Source organism: Acinetobacter sp. GW821-FHT09D10, assembly GCF_059416285.1.
Genome location: NZ_JBWKOW010000003.1, coordinates 247,493 through 272,497, shown reverse-complemented (window position 1 = coordinate 272,497; position 25,005 = coordinate 247,493). Strand labels below are relative to the sequence as shown.

29 protein-coding genes are annotated in these 25,005 nt (G+C 40.7%); 4 read left to right on the top strand and 25 right to left on the bottom strand.

The window, feature by feature from the left end; translation table 11 throughout:
• Window positions 1-67: 67 nt before the first annotated feature.
• Complete coding sequence (locus AC07M3_RS10330) at window positions 68-799, bottom strand: Bax inhibitor-1/YccA family protein (protein WP_198496519.1); 732 nt, start codon at window positions 797-799, stop codon at window positions 68-70.
• 152 nt (window positions 800-951) lie between these two features.
• Window positions 952-1,518 carry an oligoribonuclease gene (orn, locus tag AC07M3_RS10325; protein WP_003654932.1) on the bottom strand — a complete coding sequence of 189 codons (567 nt, stop codon included), beginning with the start codon at window positions 1,516-1,518 and terminating at the stop codon, window positions 952-954.
• A 125-nt stretch (window positions 1,519-1,643) separates the two neighbouring features.
• Here orn and rsgA point away from each other — a divergent pair, with 125 nt between their 5' ends.
• The 4 genes from rsgA to secB all read left to right on the top strand — a co-directional run bounded on the left by rsgA (window position 1,644) and on the right by secB (window position 3,968).
• On the top strand, window positions 1,644-2,705 hold the full coding sequence (gene rsgA / locus AC07M3_RS10320) for a ribosome small subunit-dependent GTPase A (protein ID WP_494567224.1): 1,062 nt from the start codon (window positions 1,644-1,646) through the stop codon (window positions 2,703-2,705).
• 97 nt (window positions 2,706-2,802) lie between these two features.
• Entirely contained in the window at window positions 2,803-3,219 is a 417-nt protein-coding gene (locus tag AC07M3_RS10315) for a rhodanese-like domain-containing protein (protein ID WP_003654928.1), read from the top strand.
• Between the two features lie 11 nt (window positions 3,220-3,230).
• Complete coding sequence (grxC, locus tag AC07M3_RS10310) at window positions 3,231-3,488, top strand: glutaredoxin 3 (RefSeq protein ID WP_003654926.1); 258 nt, start codon at window positions 3,231-3,233, stop codon at window positions 3,486-3,488.
• Between the two features lie 27 nt (window positions 3,489-3,515).
• A complete protein-coding gene (gene secB / locus AC07M3_RS10305; protein ID WP_003654925.1) occupies window positions 3,516-3,968 on the top strand; it encodes a protein-export chaperone SecB in 453 nt (150 codons plus the stop codon).
• Window positions 3,969-4,036: 68 nt separating this feature from the next.
• On the opposite strand, the gene AC07M3_RS10300 is transcribed toward secB, so the two are convergent.
• The 23 genes from AC07M3_RS10300 to AC07M3_RS10190 form a co-directional block, all read right to left on the bottom strand.
• Window positions 4,037-4,693, bottom strand: coding sequence for a 4'-phosphopantetheinyl transferase family protein (locus AC07M3_RS10300; RefSeq protein ID WP_494567223.1), 657 nt, complete (start codon window positions 4,691-4,693; stop codon window positions 4,037-4,039).
• Window positions 4,694-4,717: 24 nt separating this feature from the next.
• The gene (locus AC07M3_RS10295; protein WP_005036894.1) at window positions 4,718-5,152 is read right to left on the bottom strand and encodes a hypothetical protein; all 435 of its coding nucleotides are present in this window, start codon (window positions 5,150-5,152) and stop codon (window positions 4,718-4,720) included.
• Window positions 5,153-5,163: 11 nt separating this feature from the next.
• Complete coding sequence (locus AC07M3_RS10290; protein WP_494567222.1) at window positions 5,164-6,390, bottom strand: beta-ketoacyl-ACP synthase; 1,227 nt, start codon at window positions 6,388-6,390, stop codon at window positions 5,164-5,166.
• Entirely contained in the window at window positions 6,390-7,115 is a 726-nt protein-coding gene (locus tag AC07M3_RS10285) for a 3-ketoacyl-ACP reductase FabG2 (RefSeq protein WP_005044822.1), read from the bottom strand. The genes AC07M3_RS10290 and AC07M3_RS10285 overlap by 1 nt, the downstream gene beginning before the upstream one ends.
• 23 nt (window positions 7,116-7,138) lie before the next feature.
• Window positions 7,139-7,564 (bottom strand): hotdog family protein, encoded by a 426-nt coding sequence (locus AC07M3_RS10280; RefSeq protein ID WP_494567221.1) that lies wholly within the window; start codon window positions 7,562-7,564, stop codon window positions 7,139-7,141.
• Window positions 7,564-8,766 (bottom strand): beta-ketoacyl-[acyl-carrier-protein] synthase family protein, encoded by a 1,203-nt coding sequence (locus tag AC07M3_RS10275; RefSeq protein ID WP_494567220.1) that lies wholly within the window; start codon window positions 8,764-8,766, stop codon window positions 7,564-7,566. The genes AC07M3_RS10280 and AC07M3_RS10275 overlap by 1 nt, the downstream gene beginning before the upstream one ends.
• The gene (locus AC07M3_RS10270; RefSeq protein ID WP_494567219.1) at window positions 8,763-9,308 is read right to left on the bottom strand and encodes a DUF3261 domain-containing protein; all 546 of its coding nucleotides are present in this window, start codon (window positions 9,306-9,308) and stop codon (window positions 8,763-8,765) included. Before AC07M3_RS10270 ends, AC07M3_RS10275 begins: the two co-directional genes overlap by 4 nt.
• A 2-nt stretch (window positions 9,309-9,310) precedes the next feature.
• A complete protein-coding gene (locus tag AC07M3_RS10265) occupies window positions 9,311-10,606 on the bottom strand; it encodes an NAD(P)/FAD-dependent oxidoreductase (protein ID WP_494567218.1) in 1,296 nt (431 codons plus the stop codon).
• Between the two features lie 29 nt (window positions 10,607-10,635).
• Window positions 10,636-12,951, bottom strand: coding sequence for an MMPL family transporter (locus tag AC07M3_RS10260; protein ID WP_494567217.1), 2,316 nt, complete (start codon window positions 12,949-12,951; stop codon window positions 10,636-10,638).
• On the bottom strand, window positions 12,926-13,555 hold the full coding sequence (locus AC07M3_RS10255; RefSeq protein WP_494567270.1) for a LolA family protein: 630 nt from the start codon (window positions 13,553-13,555) through the stop codon (window positions 12,926-12,928). The genes AC07M3_RS10260 and AC07M3_RS10255 overlap by 26 nt, the downstream gene beginning before the upstream one ends.
• Window positions 13,555-13,983 carry an acyl-CoA thioesterase gene (locus AC07M3_RS10250; protein WP_101664115.1) on the bottom strand — a complete coding sequence of 143 codons (429 nt, stop codon included), beginning with the start codon at window positions 13,981-13,983 and terminating at the stop codon, window positions 13,555-13,557. The genes AC07M3_RS10255 and AC07M3_RS10250 overlap by 1 nt, the downstream gene beginning before the upstream one ends.
• A 9-nt stretch (window positions 13,984-13,992) precedes the next feature.
• Entirely contained in the window at window positions 13,993-15,528 is a 1,536-nt protein-coding gene (locus AC07M3_RS10245; protein ID WP_494567216.1) for an HAL/PAL/TAL family ammonia-lyase, read from the bottom strand.
• 1 nt (window position 15,529) lies between these two features.
• Complete coding sequence (locus AC07M3_RS10240; protein WP_494567215.1) at window positions 15,530-16,456, bottom strand: lysophospholipid acyltransferase family protein; 927 nt, start codon at window positions 16,454-16,456, stop codon at window positions 15,530-15,532.
• Window positions 16,457-16,458: 2 nt separating this feature from the next.
• On the bottom strand, window positions 16,459-17,199 hold the full coding sequence (locus AC07M3_RS10235) for a glycosyltransferase family 2 protein (RefSeq protein ID WP_494567214.1): 741 nt from the start codon (window positions 17,197-17,199) through the stop codon (window positions 16,459-16,461).
• Between the two features lie 2 nt (window positions 17,200-17,201).
• Window positions 17,202-18,860 (bottom strand): ApeI family dehydratase, encoded by a 1,659-nt coding sequence (locus AC07M3_RS10230; RefSeq protein ID WP_494567213.1) that lies wholly within the window; start codon window positions 18,858-18,860, stop codon window positions 17,202-17,204.
• Between the two features lie 9 nt (window positions 18,861-18,869).
• Window positions 18,870-19,424, bottom strand: coding sequence for a COG4648 family protein (locus AC07M3_RS10225; protein WP_494567212.1), 555 nt, complete (start codon window positions 19,422-19,424; stop codon window positions 18,870-18,872).
• Window positions 19,421-19,675 carry an acyl carrier protein gene (locus tag AC07M3_RS10220; protein ID WP_080592314.1) on the bottom strand — a complete coding sequence of 85 codons (255 nt, stop codon included), beginning with the start codon at window positions 19,673-19,675 and terminating at the stop codon, window positions 19,421-19,423. The genes AC07M3_RS10225 and AC07M3_RS10220 overlap by 4 nt, the downstream gene beginning before the upstream one ends.
• 5 nt (window positions 19,676-19,680) lie before the next feature.
• Entirely contained in the window at window positions 19,681-19,941 is a 261-nt protein-coding gene (locus AC07M3_RS10215; RefSeq protein ID WP_000067033.1) for a phosphopantetheine-binding protein, read from the bottom strand.
• Window position 19,942: 1 nt separating this feature from the next.
• Window positions 19,943-20,746 (bottom strand): lysophospholipid acyltransferase family protein, encoded by an 804-nt coding sequence (locus AC07M3_RS10210; protein WP_494567211.1) that lies wholly within the window; start codon window positions 20,744-20,746, stop codon window positions 19,943-19,945.
• A complete protein-coding gene (locus AC07M3_RS10205; RefSeq protein ID WP_494567210.1) occupies window positions 20,731-21,345 on the bottom strand; it encodes a beta-ketoacyl synthase chain length factor in 615 nt (204 codons plus the stop codon). Before AC07M3_RS10205 ends, AC07M3_RS10210 begins: the two co-directional genes overlap by 16 nt.
• A 196-nt stretch (window positions 21,346-21,541) precedes the next feature.
• Window positions 21,542-22,951 (bottom strand): ribosome biogenesis GTPase Der, encoded by a 1,410-nt coding sequence (gene der, locus AC07M3_RS10200; RefSeq protein ID WP_199965891.1) that lies wholly within the window; start codon window positions 22,949-22,951, stop codon window positions 21,542-21,544.
• A gap of 187 nt (window positions 22,952-23,138) precedes the next feature.
• A complete protein-coding gene (gene bamB, locus AC07M3_RS10195) occupies window positions 23,139-24,284 on the bottom strand; it encodes an outer membrane protein assembly factor BamB (RefSeq protein ID WP_494567209.1) in 1,146 nt (381 codons plus the stop codon).
• Window positions 24,284-24,982 (bottom strand): YfgM family protein, encoded by a 699-nt coding sequence (locus tag AC07M3_RS10190; RefSeq protein WP_494567208.1) that lies wholly within the window; start codon window positions 24,980-24,982, stop codon window positions 24,284-24,286. The genes bamB and AC07M3_RS10190 overlap by 1 nt, the downstream gene beginning before the upstream one ends.
• Window positions 24,983-25,005: the final 23 nt, after the last annotated feature.

The window sequence follows — 25,005 nt, the reverse complement described above, 5'->3', positions numbered from 1 at the left end:
CTTTTTTCAAAAATCGCACGAAAAAAAATCGCCCCTCATGAGGAGCGACTTCTAAATGAATATAATTTTAGTCGTCAGATAACAAACCAATCAAACGTAAAAAAGAGATATACATCCAAACTAAAGTTGAGAGTAATGCAATTCCACATAACCACTCCATAAATTTTGGAGCACGGTAAGCTGCGTTGGTTTCAATTAAATCGAAATCTAAAATCAGGTTAAGTGACGCAATCACAGCAATAAATGCAGCAAAGCCAATTCCTAACCAATTACTTTCAAAAATATAAGGAATGCTTGAACCAAAGGCTAAGCGCATGATCATCTGCACGATAAACACAAGAAAAATAGCCAGAGATGCAGATATCACAACTGACTTAAATTTTTCTGTTGCACGTACAATGTGAAATTTATATAGACCAAACATCACCAATGTTGTCACGAACGTGGCAAGTAATGCTTGTAAAGGCACACCCGGGTACTTCATTTGAAAAGTAAAAGAAATACCGCCTAAAAATGCACCTTCAAATAAAGCATATGGAATTGCTAAGGTTGGTGCAGTCGTCGGTTTAAATGTGGCAATCAAAGCTAAAACCAGGCCACCAATTGCACCAACAATAGCACCCGCATAGGCAATACCAACATTTGCAGTAAAAGCTGCGTAAAAAAATAAAGCAATGCCCACAGCCGCTGCAATGACCGTCAACATAACAGATTTTTGAATCGCACCTTGCACAGTCATTGGTTGACTATAGTCACTGACCGTTTCAACACGGGTCAGTATCGGGTTATTACTTTGCATAAATGCTCTCTTTTTATAATAAAAATTTAAAACATCATTTTAAGCAAAATGAATATGAAAGCCAAATCAGGCTCTCGGCATTATTGTAACAATGTCCTTTAAATAATAAAAAAAGGGGCAACAGCCCCTTTCATATTACGTATACAACGTAATCAATCTTTACCATCAGTATTCATAATAAAGAAGTATTCACGGTAATATTTCAACTCAGAAATTGAGTCACGAATATCATCCATTGCCAAATGCGATGCATTCTTTTTCAGACCACTCATAATTTCAGGGCGCCAGCGTTTTGAAAGTTCTTTTACGGTAGACACATCAAGATTACGATAATGGAAATACTGCTCTAGCTCAGGCATAAGACGATGTAAGAAGCGGCGATCCTGACAAATCGAGTTACCGCACATCGGTGAAACTTTTGGGTTGACCCATTTTTTTAGGAATTCTAAAGTCTGTAGCTCAGCATCACGAGCTGTCAATTTGCTACGACGAACTCGCTCAACTAACCCAGATTGTCCATGTTGGCGGGTATTCCACTCATCCATTGCATTTAAAATACGATCAGGTTGATGGACAGCCAAGACCGGACCTTCGGCAAGTACATTTAAATTATCATCTGTAATAATTGTTGCGATTTCAATAATTTGGTCATTATCGGTATCTAAACCGGTCATTTCCAGATCAATCCAAATTAATCGTGTATTTAAAGTACTGCTCATGTATGTACGTTCTAAAATGCCGTAAAAACATCAATAGTAGCAAATTTCTTGCATCTGCGCTGTAATTCTATAGCCGCTTCATGCTATTTTTGCCATCTTCAAACAGTGGTTTTTTTGGGATATGAATGGCTTTAATTCGTAAGCGTCGTTTAACTGAACAGCAGCAACGTCGTATTGAAAAACAGCACAAAACTCGCCAAGAAGAGGCCGATACTTCACAAGATCTGGACGGACTCGTTGTACAACATTATGGCCGCCAACTCGAAGTACAGGCACTCTCTATACCTGAGCATCACCCAGAAAAACCTCAAGTTGCCGAAGGAGAGCCAGAACCATTCTGGAAACCTATCGAGCTCAAAAGCGTATGGCGCTGTCACACTCGAACTAACCTTGAGTTACTTGTGACTGGCGACCGGGTTAAATGGCAAGCAGACCCGAACACGGGTTTAGGCATTATTACTGCCATTCATCCACGCAACTCATTACTTACCCGCCCAGACCGTTATCACAAGGTTAAACCAGTTGCAGCAAATATCAGTTTGATTGTAATTGTATTTTCTCCCCTTCCTGAGCCAGCTCCGACATTAATCGATCGTTATTTAGTGGCTTGCGCAGACGCTAACATTCCTGCACTTTTAGTTTTAAATAAATCAGATTTACTCACTGAAAATGACCCAATTCTCACGCTATTAGAAGAATATAAAACTTTGGGTTATGAGGTGATGATTTGTCAGTCTAAAAAGGGAGATATCTCTGTTTTATCTGAACGTTTAGATGGCGAAACGGTAGCTTTCGTTGGTCAATCGGGTGTAGGGAAAAGTTCTTTAATTAATGTATTAATTCCAGATGCAGAGCAAAAAACAAATATTATTTCTGAAAACTCTGCACTTGGTCAGCACACAACAACCTCTACACGTTTAATGAATTTCGGTAAAAATGGCGCATTAATCGACTCACCAGGAATTCGTGAATTTGGGCTTTGGCATCTTGATTTAGAAAAAATTCGTATGGGCTTTCCAGAAATTGAAGCACATTTGGGTTCTTGCCAATTCCGTAATTGTACCCATACTCATGAAAAGAACTGTGGGTTAAAACACGCTGTAGAATCTGGTGAAATTTTACCACGGCGCCTAGATAGCTTTTTGCGTTTAAATGATGAGATTCAAGAAGCACAGCAAAAAAACTAATTTTCTGTCCGCTTTGCACTTGAAGTGGTGATTTTGATCACCATCTATATACGCTATACTCTAGGTCAATTTTGTTTTTAATTTTTTTAGGTGACTTGTGGAACGCTGGTTAGAGTTTATGGGGAATCACCCCATTTTGTTTGGTACGCTCGGAGTCTTGGTCGTGTTGTTCTTCATTTTTGAAGGTCAACGTAACGGTCGTAAAATTTCACCACAGTCGCTTGGTATTTTAGTGAAAGCGAAAAATGCCATACTGATCGACTTGCGCGATAGTAAAGACTTCCGTGAAGGTCATATTAGTGGCAGCCGCAATATTCCTTTCAGCCAAATTGCAAGTCATGCTGATGAATTAAAAGCAAGTGAGCGCCCATTAGTATTTATTTGCAACCTCGGGCAAGTTGCTGGGAGTGCTTTGCAAAAAGTTGCTCACCATGACAGCTATCGTCTTGATGGTGGTATTAGTAACTGGAAAGCACAAGGCTTACCTCTTGTAAAAAGCAAACCAAAAGCTTAAGGAGAATTATTATGACTGCAAATGTCATTGTTTACTCAACTTCTGTATGCCCGTATTGCGTTCGTGCTAAACAGTTACTTGAGCGTAAAGGTATTGCTTACAAAGAAGTAAATCTTTCTGTTGAAGCACCGGAAGTACGTGTTGAATTAATGCAACGCACGAATCATCGTACTGTCCCACAAATTTTTATTAACGATCAGTTTATTGGCGGTTTTGACCAACTTTATGCTTTAGAGCGTGAAGGTAAACTCGACGAATTATTGGCTTAACATCGCATCCATATTAAGGAAAAAACAATGAGCGAAGAACAACAAGTTCAACCACAATTAGCTTTAGAGCGTATTTATACAAAAGATATTTCTTTTGAGGTTCCAGGGGCGCAGGTTTTTACTAAACAATGGCAACCTGAACTCAATATCAATCTTTCTTCTGCTGCAGAAAAAATTGATCCAACTCATTTTGAAGTTTCTTTAAAAGTTGTGGTACAAGCCGATAACGACAACGAAACAGCGTTCATTGTAGATATCACTCAATCAGGTATTTTCTTGATTGATAATATTGAAGAAGATCGCTTACCGTATATTTTAGGCGCTTATTGCCCAAATATTTTGTTCCCGTTCTTACGTGAAGCGGTAAATGATTTAGTGACTAAAGGTAGCTTCCCACAGTTACTTCTTACTCCAATCAACTTTGATGCAGAGTTCGAAGCAAATATGCAACGTGCTCAAGCTGTTGAAGGTCAAGCTTAATTTTTAGCTTCTCCTTTAGTAAAAAAACCGCGTAATTCGCGGTTTTTTTATGTCTGCTATTTTACTTATTAAGGATCAAGTGAATGAAGCTGAATAGTAGGAAACTGAAAACCGCGGCAAGATAATTCCGAACGCCATGCCACTGTTAGCATCATATTGCCCAGAACGAAGTTTTGATAAGCAAATGTCCCGATAAGTGGATGAGAACATATTCCGCCATTGTCTGTAGGATGTGCTTGAGTATTTAAAGTATTTAAATCTAGCCGTATGCCGAGGCCCGAGGCTTTTAGAACAGCTTCTTTAGTCGTCCAAACTTTAAACCAGTATTCTCTGTCTTGCTCTAAGCTTAACCACGTTTCATATTCGTCAGGGTGAAATGCATGCTGGGCTAAAGCTTCCAAACGAACTTTACGGTCTAGTTCTTCAACATCTACACCGATATCTTTAACATGGGGGCTCATTGCTAAAGCATAATACTGTTGGCTATGAGAGTGATTGAAATCTAAATCATGATTCAATAAATATGGCTTGCCATGCTCATGCTTTGCAAACTCTAAATCCGTTATTGTAATTTGTAATTTCTGTGCTATCAGCTCGTTTCTAATGTTATGTATTTGCTGTTTTTTATAATGATTAAATGTACGAAAGTCAGGAAAATCTTGTTTAGATTTTAAAAGAAGCCGGGACAATGTCTGTGTGTAGACTTCAATATTACGCTTAGACATTATCCCTACCTTATTTAAAATTAATTAGAATTTAACCACGTCGCCTTTTAAGGTAACCCCCGCCATCATGGCACCTTTATAGCAATCGTAAGTTGTCGTACTTGTGGTTTCATTGGCTTTAAAATAGCTCACAATATTGGTAACCGCGTTTGCACCTTGTGCTTTAGCATTGTTTTGCATTTGGATGAGTGCTGAACGTAAAACCCAATCACAAGACGTTGCTGCTGACTTACCAAAACCATTGGTCTTTTTATTAGTCACCGCATCTTTTTGAATGACTTTACCACCAGACTTTGTACCCTTTAAATAAAACTTTACTGAACCATCTAAAGTGCCATCTGCAACTGCACGGTCTACAGCTTCTTTAAAATTTAACTGATGTACTTCATCTCCAGCCTGAACAGTGGCAGTAAAACCCGCACTTAGCATTGCTACAAATAAAAGTTTTTTATTTAACATTGTTGTGTTCCTTATTGTTTAACACGTTTAAAAATAAGCGAAGTATTAATTCCGCCAAAAGCAAAGTTATTGCTCATAATAATGTCAGCATCCAAAGTTCTTGGCTGCTGAACGATATAATCCAGATCGCCGCACAGTGGATCAATTTCATCTAGATTTAAAGTTGGAATAAAGCGACTACGATTCATCATTTCAATGCTCAGCCAAGCTTCAATAGCTCCACACGCCCCCAGCGTATGTCCAAAGTAACTTTTTAAAGAGCTGATCGGCTTACGTCCCAAAACTGCTGCTGTCGCCTGACTTTCTGCTACATCGCCCTGATCAGTTGAGGTGCCATGCGCATTTACATAAGCAATGTCTTTAGCTTCTACAGATGCATCTTTAAGTGCCAATTGCATACAGCGACCCATCATTTCTGACTCGGGGCGAGTGACATGTTGACCATCAGTATTGCTACCGTAGCCAATCACTTCGGCATAGATATGGGCACCTCGAGCTTTAGCATGTTCGTATTCTTCTAAAATTAAACAGCCAGCTCCTTCACCAATCACCAATCCATCTCGCTTAGCATCAAATGGGCGTGGTGTTTTTTCTGGTTGGTCATTCATTACACTGGTCGCGAACAATACATCAAAAACCGCAGCACCTGCTGCACTGAGTTCTTCTGCACCACCAGCAATCATGACCTGTTGTTTGCCATATTTAATTGCTTCATAGGCCTGCCCAATGGCCATAGAACCAGAGGTACATGCACTTGATGTCGGTAAAGTTAATCCTTTTAAACCAAAATATACGGTCATGTTCACCGCACTTGTATGGGCCATCATGCGGATATAGGTTGTTGCATTGATCTTACTCATGCTCTGATGAAGCAACATGCTTGCAAACTCACCCACGGCCTCTACGCTACCCGCAGAAGAACCAAAGGCAACACCCGTTTCACCACTAGACAAAATTTCGTGTCCAAGCAAGCCAGCATTTTGCAAAGCAGTTTCGGCACAGACCACAGACATGAGCGCAACACGGCCCATACCACGGGTGACTTTACGGTTAAAATGTTTTGGAATATTAAAAGTTTCAACAGGTCCAGCAAGCTTGGTCCGAAGGTCAACATATTGCTCCCACTCCGGCATGTAGCGAATACCACTTTTAGCGGCTTCAAATTGGGCAAAAATCTCATCAGAGGTTTCACCTAAAGAGGTAATCCCAGCCATTCCGGTTACAACAACACGTTTCATCAGATGAGTCCCCCATTCACAGAGATAACCTGTCGGGTCACATAAGAAGCTTCATCTGAACACAAGAATTTCACCACGCTAGCAACTTCATCGACCTGTCCCATGCGTTGTAACGGAATCATTTTAAGTGCATGTTCTTTGACTTCATCTGTCACCATTTCCGTCTCAATCAGACCAGGCGCTACACAGTTCACGGTAATTTTTCGCTTGGCCAATTCGAGTGCTAAGGCCTTGGTCGCACCAATCAACCCTGCTTTTGCAGCACTGTAGTTGACCTGTCCACGGTTACCCATAATGCCAGAAACCGAAGATAACGTGACAATACGACCACCTTTACGCAAATGGATCATTGGCATAACTAATGGTTTTAATACGTTATAAAAACCATCTAAGGAAGTCGAAATAACTTCATCCCAATCTTGATCTGTTAAAGCTGGGAAAGCACCATCATGGGTAAGACCTGCATTCAATACAACACCATAGAATCCACCATGCTGCTCTACATCTTGTTCTAAAATTTGCTGAACCGTCTGGCGTTCAGTGACATCAAACATTAAATAATGGCTATTTTGTCCTAACGCTTGAATCTCTTGTACAACTTGTTCAGCGTCTGCCTGACGCGAACGTGCGTGCACAGTTACATCAAAACCAGCCTTTGCCAATTGTAATGCAATCGCTTTCCCAATTCCTCGACTTGAACCCGTTACTAAAATTCGTCTTGTCACAATGTATTCCTAATTCTTTGTGGTTATTCAAATGGTGTTTCTGTTGGCTCAAATACACTTAACGTTGCCTGAATGCGATGTTCAGCATATTGGATTTCACAGGAAAATTGCCCAAGTCCTTCATGAAAATATTGTTGTTCTATTTGAATGATCAATCGTGAACCTAAAGCGAAATAAGGGATCGGTAAATTTAACTTACGTGTTCCCAATAAAAAACCGACTTTTGGCGCTTGTTTTGACTGCTGACCTTGCCAGCCTGAATAAGCGCTGATGGTTTGTGCCATAATTTCAATACTTGCCCATGTCGGCAAGCCTTCTGCTTCACAGAACATCAGCTTAGGTGTAATTGTTAGCTCTGCTTGCGCGCGCCCTTCTGCAACAGCTGTTAAATGGTCAATAAAAACCATAGGCTGCTCATGAGGAATATATTGAATTGCATCAAGTTTCATCAGGGCTTCACTCCAAAAACAAGACTAATATTACTTCCCCCAAAAGCGAAAGAATTACTCATGACATAGCGGATGGGTTGTTTTAGCTCGGCATCTCGTACATAGTTTTGGTCAGCCAAATCTGGATCAATCTCAACATTTTGATGCACTGGCAACCAACTTTGATCTTTTAGAATCTGTTCACAAATAAAAGCTTCTATAGCGCCAGCTGCACCGAGGCAATGTCCGGTTTTGTGTTTGGTACTACTTAAAGCAACCTGATAATCACCAAAAACTTGTCGTACTGCCTTAATTTCCATTGCATCATTTTGTGGAGTTGCCGTGCCGTGCAAGTTGATATAACCAATCTCTTGAGCTGAAATATGAGCCATATCTAGTGCACGTTGCATAGCTAAAGTTGCACCTTTGCCTTCAGGATGTGGAGCCGAAATATGCCACGCATCCATCGATTCACCAGCACCCATTAACATCACAGGAGCAGTGGCTTTACTTAATACAAAAAATGCAGCAGCTTCACCAATATTAATGCCATCACGTTTCACGCCGCAGGGTTGGCAAGTCTGTTCAGATAAACTTTCTAGGCTATTAAATCCATTTAGTGTCAACTGACACAAGGTATCGACGCCACCCACCAATACAACATCGGCTAAATCTGCATGAAGTAAACGCTGCCCCGCAGCTAATGCTTTCGCGCTTGAAGAGCAAGCGGTCGAAATAGTATATGCAGGCCCTTCCCATCCTAAGTACTGCTGCAATGCTTTTGCTAAACAGCTCATTTCTTGTGGATAGTGAGATATTGAAAGATCAGTTTTCCCTTGAAAATATTGCTTAAGTAATAATTCATTATCTGCAATACCTGAAGTGGATGTGCCCACCACAATTGCCAAACGTTTATTTTCAAAGGATGCCGTATAGGTTTTTAACGCTGTTTCAATTTCAGATAATGCGGTTAATGCAAAACGTAGATTACGTGAATCTACAGACTGTAAGGTGTCTGGTACATTCGAGCATAATGGATGTGTATATTGCCCCACCCAAACATTACGATCAGCAATTAAATCATCTCGCAAACTTAAGGTTTGCTGTGGCTGTTGTAATGCCTGTTTAATTTGATTAAGTTCACCACCTAATGCAGATAAACCGACACTTAATTGTATGCCTACTGCCATTGTGGCTGCATTTTCTGAAGGTAAATGTTTCATGGTGTAGGACTTTCTTCTGTCTGCAACGTATTTTCAATCGAACTCAGCGTCATGGTATAAGGGACTTGTTCATTAATCAATTCAATGCTTCCTTGTCCCTGTTTAAGCTGTAATACAGGCTGCTTTTCAATATAGACAACTTGCATGCCAGCTTGTTGTTTCATCTCTACGGCTTGCTGCCCTAAATGCGAAAATTGAGGGTATGTCGCAAACAAAAGGTCACGTACCACAAACTCAAAAGGCAATAAACGCATTTGATCAATACGTTGTTCAACATGAATACGATATCCATCAAACTGTAACTTAAATAATTGTTGGCCTGTCAGGCTCAAAGCCACCATATCCAGTACAGCACCCTTTTGCTGTTGGTATAACAAGAAGCTAAAACTTTGCTGCTTCCACTGAACTTCAACCTGATCTTGTCGTTGATAAGCTTGTGCCTGCCATAGTGGGCTTTGCAGCCCTTTGGCATGTGGCATGACCTGACAACCATTTAAAAATAAAAAGCTACTGAGTAATATCGTTGCCCATTTGCGTTGCATGATTAGCCCTCAAGTGCCTGTTCTTGTGCCAAGCCCTCACGACAATATTCCGCCAAAGTAGTAAGTCTACGTTTGGCATTTTTATGGATTGGATTTTTTTCATCCCATGCATAACCAGCCAGTAATGAAGAAATCATACGGCGAATGCCTTCATTCTGATTTTGTGAAAACACTACATCTTGAAACTCGCCTTCATACCATGACTCAACATAGGCACGAAACACCTGAATACCACGGCGTAATGGTTTTTCATATTCTTGTAACCAGTCTACCTGCTCACCTTGCAAGACACGCTCAACCAAAGGTACAGCTAAGCTGGAAGATTTTAAAGCGATCGTCACACCCGATGAAAAGACAGGATCGAGAAACTCACCGGCATTACCCAATAGTGCATAGTTGTTGCCTGCCAAGTGTTTTACATTCGCTGAGTAACCCACCAAGGTGCGTACTGGTGTATCAAATCTTGCAAGGCGCAATACATGTGACAAGCTTGGCTCATCGGCCAAAATACGCTTAAGCATCTTTTCAGGTTCATTATCTTCAGCATTTTCGACTGTGTATTTGTCAAAAAAATCTTGTTCTGCAACGACACCAAAAGAAGCACGACCGTCTGCAAATGGAATAAGCCAATACCATGCGCGATGATCTTTTTCATGCACAGTAATTAAAATTTTATTGCGGTCAAACTCAGGGTCATCTGTAATACCATCTTCAATATGGGTAAACAGTGCACGACGTACTGGAAAGTTTGATGGGCTCTCTAGATCTAATAATTTTGGCAAAATTCGCCCAAAGCCACTCGCATCTAACAAAAACTTGGTTTGAATCTGATAACGCTGTTGTTCTTCATCTAACACAGTAAGTACGGGCTGTTCAGATGCAACATCAACATCTAAGACTTCATGTCCGAAGCGTATGTCGGCGCCATAAGCTTGAGCTTGCGTTGCAAGCAAATTATCAAAATCTGCACGGCGAACTTGCCAAGTAGTCCCCGGCCCATCAGTAAATTTTTCTGTAAAGTTATAAAAACTGCGTTGTTTACCGCGTAAAAAAGCCGCACCATTTTTAAATTGAAAAGCATATTGATCAACATGCTCACGGACCGTTTCGAGTAAACCAGCCTCTTCTAAAAACGCCATAGATTGCGGTAGCAATGACTCACCAATCGAAAAACGAGGGAAATGCTGTTTTTCAATGACCGTAACGGTATAACCCTTTTTTCGAAGAAGTGCCGCAGCAGAACTACCTGATGGTCCAGCCCCAATAATGACGACGTCAATTTTTTCTATAGTGCTCATAGCACAACTTCCTTTTTAATTTATTCAAATTATGAATGGTCTTGTAAATTCACGATATGTTTTTCATCTGCGGGGGTTAACAAAGTCGCATAGATAAATGAGAAGATAACCCCGAATAAAACCGTTAAACCGAAACAATGAATTGCGTAAGTATGGCTAAACGAAAGTAATCCAAAGCCAAGTAAAGTCGACATCATACATAAAAACAGAGCCATTCCAACCACTTGTGGATGATCATGTCCATGTCGGTAGAAAATTGCATAGTCAACGCCAATCCCGATAATTAGGAAAGTCGCCATAATACTAAACAGATTAATCTCGACACCTAACCATGCCTGAACAGCAAAAGTGCTCAGTAATGCCAAGCTTACAGGCAGAACCAAAGGCACAATCGAACTTAGACCATAAATAAGTGCTAAACCAACCGCCAGACCAATTAAGGCATAAATGAGAAGATGCTGAGCCTGCACTCGATGTTCGGCAAACATTTCCGACATTGCAGTAATCGGTTGCTGGAAGTTTATGTGATCATTCTGAAGCTGCTTCAACACCTCAGGTTGTTTCACCCCTGTCACCATCACTAATCGTTCATTGGCTTGAGGTTGTAAAAAAGCTAAAGGGTGATCTTTAAATACAGCAAAATCTAATAACGGTTGTGTCGCCAGTTGCTGTTGCCAATGTAAAACATCAGTGACATTTAGCCCCATGCTTTGGGCATATAGCTGCAAAGTTGCTTTTGGAATATTTCTTAATAGTTGTACATTCTTTTGCTGCTCTGCCAATGGTGGAATCCATTGTCCCAGAGCTTGAAATGCACTGATTTTCCCTTGTGACTGTAACTGTTGCAAATGTCCAATCAGTTGCTGCTCTTGTTGCTGCATTTCATTTGCATAGGCTGCTCGTACTACAAAATAATCACTGCTTTGTTGCTGGCCAAATTGTTCACGAACGGCTTGATCCTGCTGTTTCAGACTCACATCCATACCTTGTAAGTTACGGATATCATCGTTACTTTTGAGATAGAAAAGACTCACCGTACCCACTGCTAAAATGGCTGCAATGAAGCCATAACGTATTTTAGCTCGTTGTTGAAACCATAACCGTGCTTGTCCAATCCACGACAGTGCTTTTATTGCTGGCTGAGCATTTAGCGCAGGTAATCTTGGCAATAGCAGTACACTACTAATCCAAGCCGCAGTCAGTCCCACAATTGAAAAGACTGCAATCTGCTTGAACCCAGGAAACGGAGTAAAACTCAAAAAGATGTAAGCAACCAACGTGGTCATTAAGCCCATAAACAAACTTGGTAATAGCGGTTTTAAAATTTGAAAACCACCAAGCTTTCTATGCTGCGATTGCATCGCCATAAAATAAAATGAAAAGTCGACACAGACACCTATCAGACTTGCACCAAACACTAATGTCATCAGGTGAATTTCACCAAACACCCAATGTGTGACCGCAAACGCCACAAAGCTTCCAGTCGAAACTGCAATAAACTCGGTCGCCAAAGGTCGCAATGAACGAAAGCCAAACCAAACCAGAAAAATTAAGCCCAATGTAGAGCCAACACCAATGGTTGAAATTTCCTGTTTAGCTGATTGCGTCCCAAAATTTGAAAATAAAATAGTTCCAGTCCAATGAGAATTTAATCCCATTGCCGCTAACTTTTGCTTAGTTTGATCAATCCAGTTCGATACCTGTTCTTGATAATCAATATTGTATGGGCTTTGCGTTAACTGTAATACGAAAAGCCGAGAGAGACCTTGCTCATGATGAATGGTGGCAAAGCCCTGCTCCATTTCAATATCTTGTTGTGACGGATTCGCTAACTGCATCGCATAACGAGGGAACAATAATAGCGGGTCTTGCTTAAGTGACTCAGCAGTGACAGGCATGCCTGGACTCATCATCTGCATCAGACTTTGTTCAGTCAGCGCAGCATAATCCTTTTTTTGCAATAAGACTTGATCTTGAGCACTCAACAAACCTGCTCGATGTTGATACAACCGTTTTGCAAATTGATCAAAATCAAGCTGTGGTTTGAGTGGCTGCCATAGCGCACTTTGCTTAGCTTGCGCTGTTAAAAAACTGGTAGCCTGTTGTATCGCAGCTTCATCTTTGGCATCTACAACCACAAATACTTTATTGTTGAGTTGCTCATTCATGTACTGCTGAGTACGTGCAAGTTCTGGGTCTTGCTGAACTTTAGGCAATAACGCAAAAATATTGGTTTGAATATGAATATCTTTATTCAACCACGTCACGCCAAGCCCCACTGCAATGAGCAGCAGAGCAATTAACCAAAGCGCGGTGAACTTATTTTGCCAGTTGGAAAAGCGCATGCTCAGCAGCCGTTAGAGTCGTCGGTTGAGAAGTCTGGTGACTAAAACGAATGGTCGTCAAATTATTGGCTTTTTCGGTAATCACGATTTGGTTAACGTACTGTTGCCCTTGCGCATCAACACGCACAAACAGCTTTTTAAATAGGCTACTTTTCGGAGTTAAGCTCATGCTCCAACCCGCTGGACTATAGTTCGCACTTACCACATTAAAATTCTTTGCCAAGGCTTGTTCATTACCTGACATTAACTGCAAAAATAAAGTTGCTACAGAGCTATAAGGTGATTGATCCACCTGAATTTGGCTAAATGTACGCTGCGTTTTTTGCACTAGTTTTGTTGGGGTGACGATCAAATCGGCTTGTACTGGGCGTTTGATTTGCCATGCCACGCCATAAGATTTTGCGAACAATAACGAGCCGTTCGACACAAAGGTTTTATTCAACGACGGCAGTTTTTTTTGCTGTTCAAAATCAGCACGAACGGTAGGAGACTGTGACAATTGCTGAAAAATTTGAGTAACCTGTGCCGGTGCTGCATAGACAGCACTTAAACTACCCATCCAGATAGCAATACCTAAACCTAAAGTTTTGATGAATTTAGTCATCATACATTCCTCTTCGGTTGAAACTCAGACCACGCATTCAAACGATCAAACAAAACCTGAGGCGACTGAAAACACATTTCACGGGCTTCAATATTCACCGCCACCTGTGTGGTATAACCTTTGGTTAAGCGTTTCCCAGACTCAGCATCAAAAATTAGATAATCAATTTTTAAGCGGTTTTCCCATTCTTTTAAAATGGCGCGAACCCGAATCTTTTGTTCAAACTCAATACCGTATGCATAGCGAACATGGCTTTCAATCACAGGCCATGCATAGCCTGATTCTTTCATCTGCATATAGTTGTAATGAAATTGATCGAGCAATTTACAGCGCGCAATCTCAAAGTATTTTAAATAGTGTCCATGCCAAACCACATTCATGGTATCGACATCATGAAATGGAATTTCAATGATTACATCTGCATGCATTGGCTCACCTTATCCCATAAATTCTGGTTGATTAAACAATTCAAGTTGGTCTAAACGATCAACAATCTGTTGTAATTCGGTTTGTAATGGTCGGTCTTCTTCGACAAATGCAAAGCTTTGTAAGGTCCATTGCATAAATCCCTGCAATGTTGGGCTTAACTGTGCTGTTAAACCTTTTAAATGAATGGCCTGCACACTAGCGCAGCAAAGTGCTGCAATTACTTGCTGGGTTAAGGTGATCACGCGGCTCGCATCTCGTGCAGCAATGGTACCCATACTAACTTTGTCTTGGTTATGACATTCGGTTGAGCGTGAAAAAATCGACGCTGCCAAAGTGTTTTTTAAGGCTTCAGCTGTCCACGCCGACACCCCGATTTGCACAGCTTTAAAGCCGTGATTGAGTGGTAAACGTTCAGCCGTTGCGCCCGTTAAATTACGTGGTAAACCATGATTCATTTTATGATCGACTAGCTGTGCAATCTGTCTATCCATCAAGTCAGCAATATTGGCAATCATAATTTTTAAGCTATCCATCGCCTGTGCAATATGTCCACCATAAAAATGACCGCCATGCAACACACGCATACCTACTGGATCAATCAAGGGATTGTCATTACTTGAGTTCAGCTCATTTTCAATAAACTGACGTAACCATACTTTTGAGTCTTCAAATACACCAATAATATGCGGCGCACAGCGCAATGAATAACGATCTTGCAAACGCGGGCTTTGATGCGCTGTTTGTACTTCACTGTTGAGCCAATCACGTAATTGCTTGGCAATTTGCTGCTGTCCTGGATGAGGTTTTTGTGCAAACAGTACTTCATCGAAATGGCTTGGATTACCTTCCAAGGCCAGCACATTTAGAGCTGTAATCAAAGTACTTGCTAGTGCAATCTGCTCTGCTTTTTTATAATTTAAACAAGCAATCGCCGTCATCACGGCAGTGCCGTTCATAAGCGCCAAACCTTCTTTAGGTCTGAGTGTTAATGGTTGCAAACCTTTTTCAACATAGACTTGAGCAACAGGGGTAATCTGTCCATCAATATAGACATCTCGCTCCCCGATTAAAGTTCCAGCAATGTAAGACAACGGCGTTAAATCACCGCTTGCCCCCACCGAACCTTCAGATGGGATGACTGGAATCACATTTTCATTCAACAACCAAACCAAACGCTCAAGTAGTGCTATCGACACGCCTGAATAACCGCGAGCCAATGAACATAAACGTGTCACGACTACTGCACGTGCAGTGATGACATCTAAATTTTCACCTAAACCACAACCATGAAAACGTGAAAGATGTAGCGGCAACTCATTGACCTGATGTAATGGCACTTCAACTAAACATGAATCACCATAACCCGTGGTCACACCGTAAATGACACCTTCTTCTTCAAGTAACTGATCGAGAAAATCAGCACCTTTTTGAATTAGGTCACGCCATGAAGATGATGCAGGTAACGCGACCTGACATTCGCCTCTTGCGACCGAAACAACATCTTCAATACTCAGTGGCTGTTCACCTACGGTTAAAACACGCATGTTATTTCGTCCAAAAATTATAAAAATTAAACCATTGATAAGGGGCACGCAGACAATGCTGTTCTAATACAGCAACATACGTTTTAGTTATGGTTTGCATACTTTCAATACGGTTAGCGCGGGGTAAATTTACCTGCTCGGCAATTGAATGAATATGAACTTGGAACTGTTGTTGCACACGGTAGCAAAACACTGCAATAACAGGTACTTTCAGTAAATTTGCCAAGATCCATGCACCTTGTGGAAAGGCTGCTAATTCCCCTAAAAAGTCGACATGCTGTACACGATCTGACTGCACGGGTACACGGTCCGCAGCAACAATCACCCACTCACCCTGTTGCATTTTGTCTTGTAAAATCATAGCGGTTTCAATGCCCAATTCATCGACGGGCAATAAGCAAACATCGGCCTTATCATTTAGCTTTTTCAAAAACTCATTAAACTTGGTCGCATGTTTTTGATAAACCAGTACATTAATTTTCTGGGGATGTTCTGACTTAATTGCCCGAAGCAATTCAATATTGCCAAAATGGGAAACCACAATCAGCGCCCCTTTTTGGTAGTGCCGAGAAAAGTTTTCATGCCCAAAAACTTCTAAATTTTGCTCTGAGATATGACCTAGCCAACCTTCAATCTTATCTAAAATACATTCACCAAATTGCATAAAATGCGTATAGCTATTTGCCCAAGTTGGTTCGTGGGTAAAGGGAGACTGTGTTCCAGCAAAATGATGCAGTTTTTGTAAATAAATTAAGGAAGCTTGTCGTGCTGTGGCGGCAAACAGCCAATACCACATAATGACAAAGTACATCACCAACTTGCATAACCAACGTCCACCAAAACGGTAAAACCACAACATAAGCATGAGGGGCACCATGCCTCCTCGCTCTTTAATGTCATTCCATTTTGGAGAAGCTGAATCTGACATAATTAACCTTGCAGCCTTTGTTTTAACAGCTTCGGTAAGCGAATCAGCATGCCCATAAACAAAGTTGCGTGTGCTTTACTCAGCCCCAAGTTATCTCGCCAAGCATGAAAATGGGAGATGCCCTGCTCTGGATAAACAACAGGTGTCGGCACATTAATAAATGAGGTATTTTCCCATTTTAAACGCACCAAAATTTCGCTATCAAAGCCCATACGTGGCTGAAACTTAGCGCTGTTCAAAACTTTAATAGTGCTCTCGAGTGGATACACTCTAAACCCACACATACTGTCTTTAATTTCAAAAGACAAACTATTAAGCCACACCCAAAAATGAGTAATGTAACGACCATACAACCGTTTTTTAGGAATAGATTCATCAAAGTACGGCTGACCAATCACCATAGCTTTGGGATGTTGCTGAGACTGCTCAATAAATTTAGGAATGTCATCCCAGTGGTGTTGACCATCGGAATCAAGTTGTAAGGCATGGCTTAAACCCAACTCATGTGCAGCACGCAATCCTGTAATCACAGCTTGCCCTTTACCCTTATTCACTTCATGTTCAATTAAATGAATTTGGGAATATTGATTGGCTAATGCCCGTAAAATCTGGCTACAAGCATCATCACTTCCATCATTTACCAATACAATCGGCAAATGAAAGCGATCAAGATAGGCAATCAAATCAGCTAAATAATGGGGATGGTTATAAACTGGGATAACAAAGCCATAGTTGGTCTGCATTTTTAACCCTCTACTTCCATTTGCAAAGCGAATAATAAACGCCCAGAAGCCAAAATCTGTTCTGAATCGCGTAGCTCAAAACCCACTTTATGCTCTTTTCGAGAAAGCTTAAGTTGTACAATTGCATAAGGACGGATCAGATTTTGAAATTTTAGCTGTTCATAACCCTGACACCAATTTAAGTCCGACCAAATTGATTTAGCAAAATGTTGTAAAAAACCTATTTGCCCGACCCCAGGATAAATCGGTTGTGTTGGGAAATGCCCTTTAAAACACGCTAACTCTGGTGGAAACTCAAGGCTCAAAATATAGTCATCTGAACTTTGAGACTGCGACAAAACCACAGGTTGTAACATAGACTTAAATAGAGTCTGCAAATAGCTTTTATTGAGTTTAGACTGAGAGTTTTGTGGTAGCTGACTTAGGAAACGCCATTGACGTGGAATCTCTATAGTTTCCAAGCGGTCTTTCAACTGTTGTTTTAAATGACCAACAAAAACCGACTTACCTAGTTGCTGTAACTGTTCCCGTGCATCTTCTTTTAAAACAACAATACATCCCAATATTTGACGATGCTCATGTTCAAGTACCAATACATGACATTGCTGTACTGCATCTAAAGCTTGAATGCTTTGCTCGATCGCATCTAGACTCAGACGCTTTTCTTCAAGTTTAATAATTCGATCTGTACGCCCCATCAGCTTAAAGGTCTGACTCATTGCATCTGGCCATGCTGCACCATCACCTGTGCTAATCCAATCATCCTCATAGGCATGATTACTCTTCACCATGAGCTGTTGGTCTTCAATCCGAATAGCCACATTGCTAAAAGCAGTCCAAGCATCCTCATCTTTAGCACGATGGGCAATACCACCTGTTTCAGAACTTCCCAAAACTTCAATAATCGGACGATTTAAAAAAGGGCGAACACCACTTTCTAGCTTGCCACCCGAACTAAAGACCATTTGACAGTGTTGCAAAACGACATCGGTTGTCCAACGTTTTAATAATGCAGGACTTGAGATCAAATAATTGCTTAATCTCAACATTTCTAATTGTTTTTGAGCTTGTACCACATCTTCTGGGAATGCCATTTGAGGGGAATAAAAACTTCGACCCGTCGCTAGTGGTAGCAATAATTTAAATAGTAATCCATAAATATGCTGATGACTGACCGTTGCGATCGCAATTGCATGCTCATCAAAAGTAAAGCTCTGGCTTAATCCTTGAACTTCATTTAATAATTGTTTTAATGTTCTTGGGATTTTTTTAGGTTCGCCAGTTGAACCTGATGTATAAAAATACAGTTGCGCATGTTCTAAAAAGTCATCATCCAAAATTAAAGATAAAGGAACAACTTTTTCAACATCTTGACGCTTTAAAAAATAAATCTGCTGTGCTGCAAAATCCTGTTCTAATTCGCGTACCCGATTTGGTGGTAAAAGTACCTGTTTTTCCGCTAACAAAGCGGCAAAGAATAAAACCAGAAATTCATAGCTGTCTGCCTCCCATAATGCCCAAGTTAAATTTTCCATTTGAGCAATTGCAGCAGCTTGTAAGGCAACGTCCTGCCAAAATTGAGTAAAACTGGTCGAATGTAGAGCAGCATCTATACAAAGTGGATGAGCTGAACCGATGAATTTTTGAAAATGACAGTGCATAGTTTTTAATTAATGATTTGAAGAATGTAAACGCTGATGTCGCTTACGCAAAATAAATTCACCAACGAACAAAATGCCCATTAGTACATACGAAATAAAGCCATTATAAATGACCCAAATCTGAGTCGATGTAAAAAGTACGGTGCCTAAAGCAATCAATGCATTACAGAAAAAGAAAATGCACCATACCTTGGTCACCTGTCTGGTCCACTGCACACCAGAAGGAGGTAAATCAGGTTCAACGAGTCGGGCAAAGCGTTCAATCATAGACGGTGGTTTTATCAGTGTCAGTGCAAAAATAACCAATGCACCCAAACTCATGCCAACCGGATATAACTTTAACCAAGCATGATTATGTGACAGCAAGCTAAGACTGCCACAAACAATGGCAAAACCAGTTAAAGGCCATAATAATGAGTTGCCTTTACTAAAAAGTCTGACCACACCTAATCCAATGAGTAACACACTCACCCAAACAAATTGACCGTGCGTCAAACTCCAACCCACAATAAAGGGATACAACACAAAAAGTGCTGTAATCATCCCTTTAATCACGAGCTTCATTCAGCTGTCATATTCCGAATAACCGTCACAACATCAAGTACGGTTCGCACATTTTTAAAATCTTCAGGTTTTACTTGCTTACCCGTTAACTCTTTAATTTTTACAACTAAATCAACTGCATCAATACTGTCTACATCAAGATCTGAATATAAGTTTGAATCGAGTTGAACAGACTCCGGTTCAATTTCAAACAAATCTTCCATCCATTCGCGGAGTTTAGTTAATACTTGCTCTTGAGATAACATCATCACACTCCTTATGACTTCTGCTGTGCTTCAACTAAAGCAACTAAACTCTGGATTGATTTAAAATGCTGTTTGGTTTCATCCGACTCCGCATTTAAATGAATGTTGTAACGCTTTTTCAAAGCCAGTCCCAACTCCAGTGCATCAATCGAGTCTAATCCTAAACCTTCTCCAAATAATGGAGCTTCTGTATCAATATCCGCAATAGTGATATCTTCTAGTGCCAAAACATCAATAATCATTTGCTTTAGTTCATCAGCAAGATTGCTCATTTCAAGATAACTCTTCATCAAAAATTTTATAAAAACTACGACTTAACTGACGAACTTGTTTAGGTCCTACTGTTAAATCATCTAACAGATCTGATACATGTACAGCATCGAGTACTTTCACTTCGATATGAAATGGTCGAGATGGTACGTGGTACCATTTTTCATTCTTGGTTAATGTCGATGGTGTACAGGTAATAATTACTGGGCGAATTGGTACATTTGCACGAATGGCAATGTTGGCTGCACCGCGCTGAAATTCGTTTAGGGTCATCCCTTTTTCAGTACGAGTTCCTTCCGGAAAAATTAAAAGAGAAGCCGCATTATTTTCTTTCAGACGCGTCACACAGTCTTCAACAAATTGCTGAGATCCTGCGTTCAAAATATAACCCGCGCTTTGTACAGGTCCTTTGGTAAAGGGGTTCGACCAAAGAGACTGCTTCACCACACAATTAGCCTGCTGCATCATACCAATTAGTACTACAACATCAATCAAACTCGGATGATTGGCGATGACTAGCTCTTGGCGACTATTCTGTAGCTTTTCCAAACCGTCTACCGAATAAGTCATGATGCCCAGTTTGACCATCATTTCGGTAAAGCCTTTAAAGCTATACTTAATCACATTTTGTGCACGCTGCTGACGCTTTTCATAGTCAGAGGTTGTGGCATTTAGTACTGGGGCGATAACTGAGGCGATTGCCATACCGCCCAGCCCAAAACTGGCAAAACTAAAACCAGTTGCAGCCACACGCCAGCAATAATTACCCTTTTGTTTGAGATTTTTAAGATTTAGCATTTGTTCCACCCAAATGCAGATGTTAACTGGTCAGCATCCTGCCAAAAATGAGCAAAAGCAGGAGCATCTGCTTCATCTGTATGCATCCACGCAGTAATTTGTAAATTAGGTTGCTCTAAAGTAACGACAGCAGCCATCGCATAGGCAGGGAAATCGACTGCCTCAGTATAAATTTTGGGTAAGGGTTCATCATAGGCAATGACCAATACCCGCTGGATATCTTTCATTGACTTTAAAAGAGCATAGGCCTCAATCAAACTTTCAGTCCATGAACAGCTTAAGCTGGTAGATGGAGTGTCATCCTGACATAAAATAGAATAAAGCCCAGAAATTGCATTATGAACAGACGTTGAGAATTGTGTAGGTGATGGAGTTTGCTCACTTAAAACATCTTGCAAGATATTCAACGTTTTAGACTCATCACCATATCGTGACACCCAAACAATATAATCAGCTTTACTGCCATCTAATGCACCAAGCGCACTATTTAAAGCAAGTTTAGCTAATGGCGACAACCGTCTACGTTGCATAGCTGAAATACAGTCAAGGGCTGTATATGAGGGCTGAGCATGCGTAAATGTGAGCTGAGCAAGATGTAATGTTACCATGCTAAAAGTGAACCCTAAGCAGCATTATTCTGTCGAAATATAAATTATTTTATAAAGATGCTGATTATAGCATTCGTTATGAAATTTACAAAAAATTACGTTTATCATTCACACTTTTTCATAACTCTTGGCATATGCTCATTTATTTGCAATAAAAAACCCAAAGAAGACTTTGGGTTTTTGAACTTTAAAAAGCTTAACGTTTAAACTTTTTCTCAGCTTTTTTGAATTTCTGTACATAACGACGTTTACGTGCCGCAACGCGCTCATCCACTTGTGACTTACGTCCTTCAAATGGGTTTTCCGACGTTTTAAAATCGACACGCACTGGCGTTCCTTCCAGTTTGTAAACTTTGCGGAACACATTCTCAAGGTAACGACGATAATCCGCTGGGGTTTTATCGACCTTATTACCGTGAATTACGATCGTTGGTGGATTTTGTCCACCCATATGCGCATAACGCATTTTAATACGTTTACCACCCACCATTGGCGGTTGATGTGCATCTGTAGCATCATTCAAAATTTGGGTTAATTTCGCAGGTGAAACTTTTAAATGTGATGAGTCATAAGCACGATGGATGGTTGGGTACATTTCCCCTACACCAGTGCCATGCAATGCCGAGATTAAATGGACTTTTGCCCATGGAATAAAGTCAAAACGGCGATCAACATCCAACTTACATTGTTTACGATCGTATTCTGTCATGTTGTCCCATTTGTTAATGGCGATCACCATGGCACGACCAGCTTCAAGTGCGTAACCAATCAAATGTAAATCTTGTTCAACTACGCCTTCACGAGCATCAAGAACCACTACAATCACATGTGCATCTTTAATTGCTTGTAGTGTTTTCACGATTGAGAATTTCTCAATCATTTCTTCAACTTTACCTTTACGACGCACACCCGCTGTATCAATGAGGGTATATTGACGACCATCACGTTCAAATGGGATATAAATCGAATCGCGAGTTGTACCAGGTTGGTCAAATGCCACCACACGATCTTCGCCAAGCAAGCGATTGACTAAGGTAGATTTACCAACATTTGGACGACCAATAATCGCTAAACGTAAACCTGTTGCTTTGTCATGCTCTTCTGGATTTTCATCTTCAGGTACGTCTACCAAGACATCCTCAAGCATTTGCTGTACACCACGTCCATGGCTGGCAGCAACTTGTAATGGTTCACCCATACCAAGTTTGTAAAACTCAACCAACGCAGCTTCTGCATGAACACCATCAACTTTATTGGCAACCAAGTAAACTTTTTTACCTAGCGTACGCAATTCCCGTGCAATTTGCTCATCAGAAGCCAACAAGCCAGCACGCGCATCAACCACGAAAATAATGATATCTGCTTCATGGATCGCTGTTTTTGACTGCTCAGCCATGTAGTTATCAATACCGCCTTCATTTTCACCAATACCGCCAGTATCAACAACAATGAAAGACTTATTCTGATAAGTCGCATCACCATATTTACGGTCACGAGTCAGGCCCGCGAAGTCGGCTACAAGTGCATCACGACTCTTGGTAATCTGGTTAAATAACGTTGATTTTCCGACATTCGGACGACCAATGAGCGCAATAACGGGTTTCATACAATAACCTTAATTCAAGACCAGCCATATCTCATGGCATGAGCATTAAAAACAGTACAGGAGATATATTTTAAGGTCAGAGATGACCATAATAAAAGACGGGGCTTTGAACTGATTTAATTCAAACACCCCGATATTTTTAACAGCGTAATTTGTTAAGCGCTTATTTTAGCACAAGCGAACGAAATTAACGATTCTGCCAAATACTTAAATCACCTTTTCTGGTCGAAACATAAAGTTGGTTCTCGATAACACGTAATGTATTAACTTCACCACTTGTTTTTGAACGACCAATTAATTTACCTGTTGCTGGTTCAACAAGATGTAATACACCATCTAAATCGCCAACAACAAGATCTTGTCCTAGCACAACCGGATTACTTAAATGACGGTTTAACAAACTATCATTTTCCCAGATTTTTTCACCAGATGCTAAATCATAAGCTGTTAACTTACCATCTGTTGAAGAGACAAATACTTTGTTGTCATAAACTTCTGGACGTTTAGTACTGCTCGAATCTTCACTCCAAACTACACGTTGAGAAGCAAGATCGGTTACAGTCACTTGACCTTGGAAACTAGTCGTTACCATAAACTGTCCAGCTACAGTAGGATCGCCCTCGATATCGATTAAACGTTGAATATCAGAACGACCTTCGCTTACTGCAACACGACGTTGGAAACGTGGAATACCACTAATCGTATCAATTGCATAAACATACGCATTCGCAGATGCAATTAATACAGTACGAGGATCAAGGCTCACCGGTGATGCCTGACCACGCAAACTAAATTGTACATTGGGTAATTTATAAGCCCAAACTTGTTGGCCCGAAGTAGCATCATGCGCAAATACAGTACCATCATTCGCAACGGTAATAACGCGTCCAGATTGAACCAATGACGGGCTTAACAATGCGCCAGATAACTGTGCAGTCCACTTCTGTTCGCCTGTTGCCTGATCTAGTGCAAAAAGTTGCCCTTTACTATTACCAACAACAACAAGTCCTTCAGCAGCTTCAACACCAGAGCTCAAGCCTAATTTACTGACTTTTTTCTCCCAAATGCGTTGTTTACCACGATATGCAGCTACTTCGCCTTTTGGATCAAGAGTGAAAACCACACCGTCGCTTGCATCAAGTTGCAAACGTAATGGATCAGCCTTATCAGTAGAAGAAACACTACGCGAAAACACTGGCGTTAAGGTCTTTTTCGACTCGGTCAATTTCGGTAGCGGATTAGGTTTGACTTCTTTTACTTTATTACTCGAACATCCCACCAGTACAGCCGATGCGATTGCAATTGCCAAAGGCAGTTTGAATTTCTGATTCATTAAGACTCTTCCACCTGTGTTTCCAAAATTGGGCGCTCAATCTGTGGATCTTCAACTAAAACGCCAACACTTTCGAGTTTAATTTGTAAAATTTGTCGCTCTTGTTTACGTTCTAGTAACGAATTCCAGGCTGCCTGATACGCTTTTTTAGCAGAATCAACATCTTTCTTAGCAACAAAGATATCACCACGTAACTCTTCTACCGTTGCTTTAAATGCTGGATCGACGTTACCAGACAAGGTTTTTAGTGCTTCATCATATTTGTTTTGCGCCAATTGTGCATCTGCTAAACGCAATTTTACAACCTGAATCAAACCTTCATCTTTTACTTTTGAATTTTCAACTTTCTTTAATGCTTTTTCAGCAGCAGCATAGTCCTGTTTTTCATAGGCTAATTTTGCCAATACAAACTGAGTCTGTATTGCCTGAACAGAATCGATATCATCTTTTACAATTTTATCTGCCGACGCAGTTACCGAACTTAAGGCGTTTGGATTATCGCCACTTGCATTTGCCTCATCCATTAACTGCTGTACTTTTGCAGTTTCTACTTGGCTAGTTGCCAGATTCTTTTTTTGCCAGTATGTCCACCCAAAAAAGGCAATCAACGCAATGAGAATTCCGCTAATCATGGCAGAACCATATTTTTTGGCGAACGACTTTAAGCTGTCGAATTGTTCTTCATCACTTACGCTCATGTGATTGTCCTTTTCCAGATGTT

Excerpts from the sequence above, each read along its gene's own strand:
- AC07M3_RS10330 (WP_198496519.1), bottom strand. The coding sequence starts at position 799 with ATGCAAAGTAATAACCCGATACTGACCCGTGTTGAAACGGTCAGTGAC.
- AC07M3_RS10225 (WP_494567212.1), bottom strand. The coding sequence starts at position 19,424 with ATGAAGCTCGTGATTAAAGGGATGATTACAGCACTTTTTGTGTTGTAT.
- AC07M3_RS10250 (WP_101664115.1), bottom strand. The coding sequence starts at position 13,983 with ATGCATGCAGATGTAATCATTGAAATTCCATTTCATGATGTCGATACC.
- der (WP_199965891.1), bottom strand. The coding sequence starts at position 22,951 with ATGAAACCCGTTATTGCGCTCATTGGTCGTCCGAATGTCGGAAAATCA.
- AC07M3_RS10270 (WP_494567219.1), bottom strand. The coding sequence starts at position 9,308 with ATGCAACGCAAATGGGCAACGATATTACTCAGTAGCTTTTTATTTTTA.
- AC07M3_RS10190 (WP_494567208.1), bottom strand. The coding sequence starts at position 24,982 with ATGAGCGTAAGTGATGAAGAACAATTCGACAGCTTAAAGTCGTTCGCC.
- orn (WP_003654932.1), bottom strand. The coding sequence starts at position 1,518 with ATGAGCAGTACTTTAAATACACGATTAATTTGGATTGATCTGGAAATG.
- AC07M3_RS10215 (WP_000067033.1), bottom strand. The coding sequence starts at position 19,941 with ATGAGCAATCTTGCTGATGAACTAAAGCAAATGATTATTGATGTTTTG.
- rsgA (WP_494567224.1), top strand. The coding sequence starts at position 1,644 with ATGGCTTTAATTCGTAAGCGTCGTTTAACTGAACAGCAGCAACGTCGT.
- bamB (WP_494567209.1), bottom strand. The coding sequence starts at position 24,284 with ATGAATCAGAAATTCAAACTGCCTTTGGCAATTGCAATCGCATCGGCT.
- AC07M3_RS10265 (WP_494567218.1), bottom strand. The coding sequence starts at position 10,606 with ATGAGCACTATAGAAAAAATTGACGTCGTCATTATTGGGGCTGGACCA.
- AC07M3_RS10295 (WP_005036894.1), bottom strand. The coding sequence starts at position 5,152 with ATGTTAAATAAAAAACTTTTATTTGTAGCAATGCTAAGTGCGGGTTTT.
- AC07M3_RS10205 (WP_494567210.1), bottom strand. The coding sequence starts at position 21,345 with ATGGTAACATTACATCTTGCTCAGCTCACATTTACGCATGCTCAGCCC.
- AC07M3_RS10240 (WP_494567215.1), bottom strand. The coding sequence starts at position 16,456 with ATGTCAGATTCAGCTTCTCCAAAATGGAATGACATTAAAGAGCGAGGA.
- AC07M3_RS10290 (WP_494567222.1), bottom strand. The coding sequence starts at position 6,390 with ATGAAACGTGTTGTTGTAACCGGAATGGCTGGGATTACCTCTTTAGGT.
- AC07M3_RS10235 (WP_494567214.1), bottom strand. The coding sequence starts at position 17,199 with ATGCAGACCAACTATGGCTTTGTTATCCCAGTTTATAACCATCCCCAT.
- AC07M3_RS10255 (WP_494567270.1), bottom strand. The coding sequence starts at position 13,555 with ATGACTAAATTCATCAAAACTTTAGGTTTAGGTATTGCTATCTGGATG.
- AC07M3_RS10230 (WP_494567213.1), bottom strand. The coding sequence starts at position 18,860 with ATGCACTGTCATTTTCAAAAATTCATCGGTTCAGCTCATCCACTTTGT.
- AC07M3_RS10280 (WP_494567221.1), bottom strand. The coding sequence starts at position 7,564 with ATGAAACTTGATGCAATTCAATATATTCCTCATGAGCAGCCTATGGTT.
- AC07M3_RS10245 (WP_494567216.1), bottom strand. The coding sequence starts at position 15,528 with ATGCGTGTTTTAACCGTAGGTGAACAGCCACTGAGTATTGAAGATGTT.
- grxC (WP_003654926.1), top strand. The coding sequence starts at position 3,231 with ATGACTGCAAATGTCATTGTTTACTCAACTTCTGTATGCCCGTATTGC.
- AC07M3_RS10260 (WP_494567217.1), bottom strand. The coding sequence starts at position 12,951 with ATGCGCTTTTCCAACTGGCAAAATAAGTTCACCGCGCTTTGGTTAATT.
- AC07M3_RS10300 (WP_494567223.1), bottom strand. The coding sequence starts at position 4,693 with ATGTCTAAGCGTAATATTGAAGTCTACACACAGACATTGTCCCGGCTT.
- secB (WP_003654925.1), top strand. The coding sequence starts at position 3,516 with ATGAGCGAAGAACAACAAGTTCAACCACAATTAGCTTTAGAGCGTATT.
- AC07M3_RS10275 (WP_494567220.1), bottom strand. The coding sequence starts at position 8,766 with ATGAAACATTTACCTTCAGAAAATGCAGCCACAATGGCAGTAGGCATA.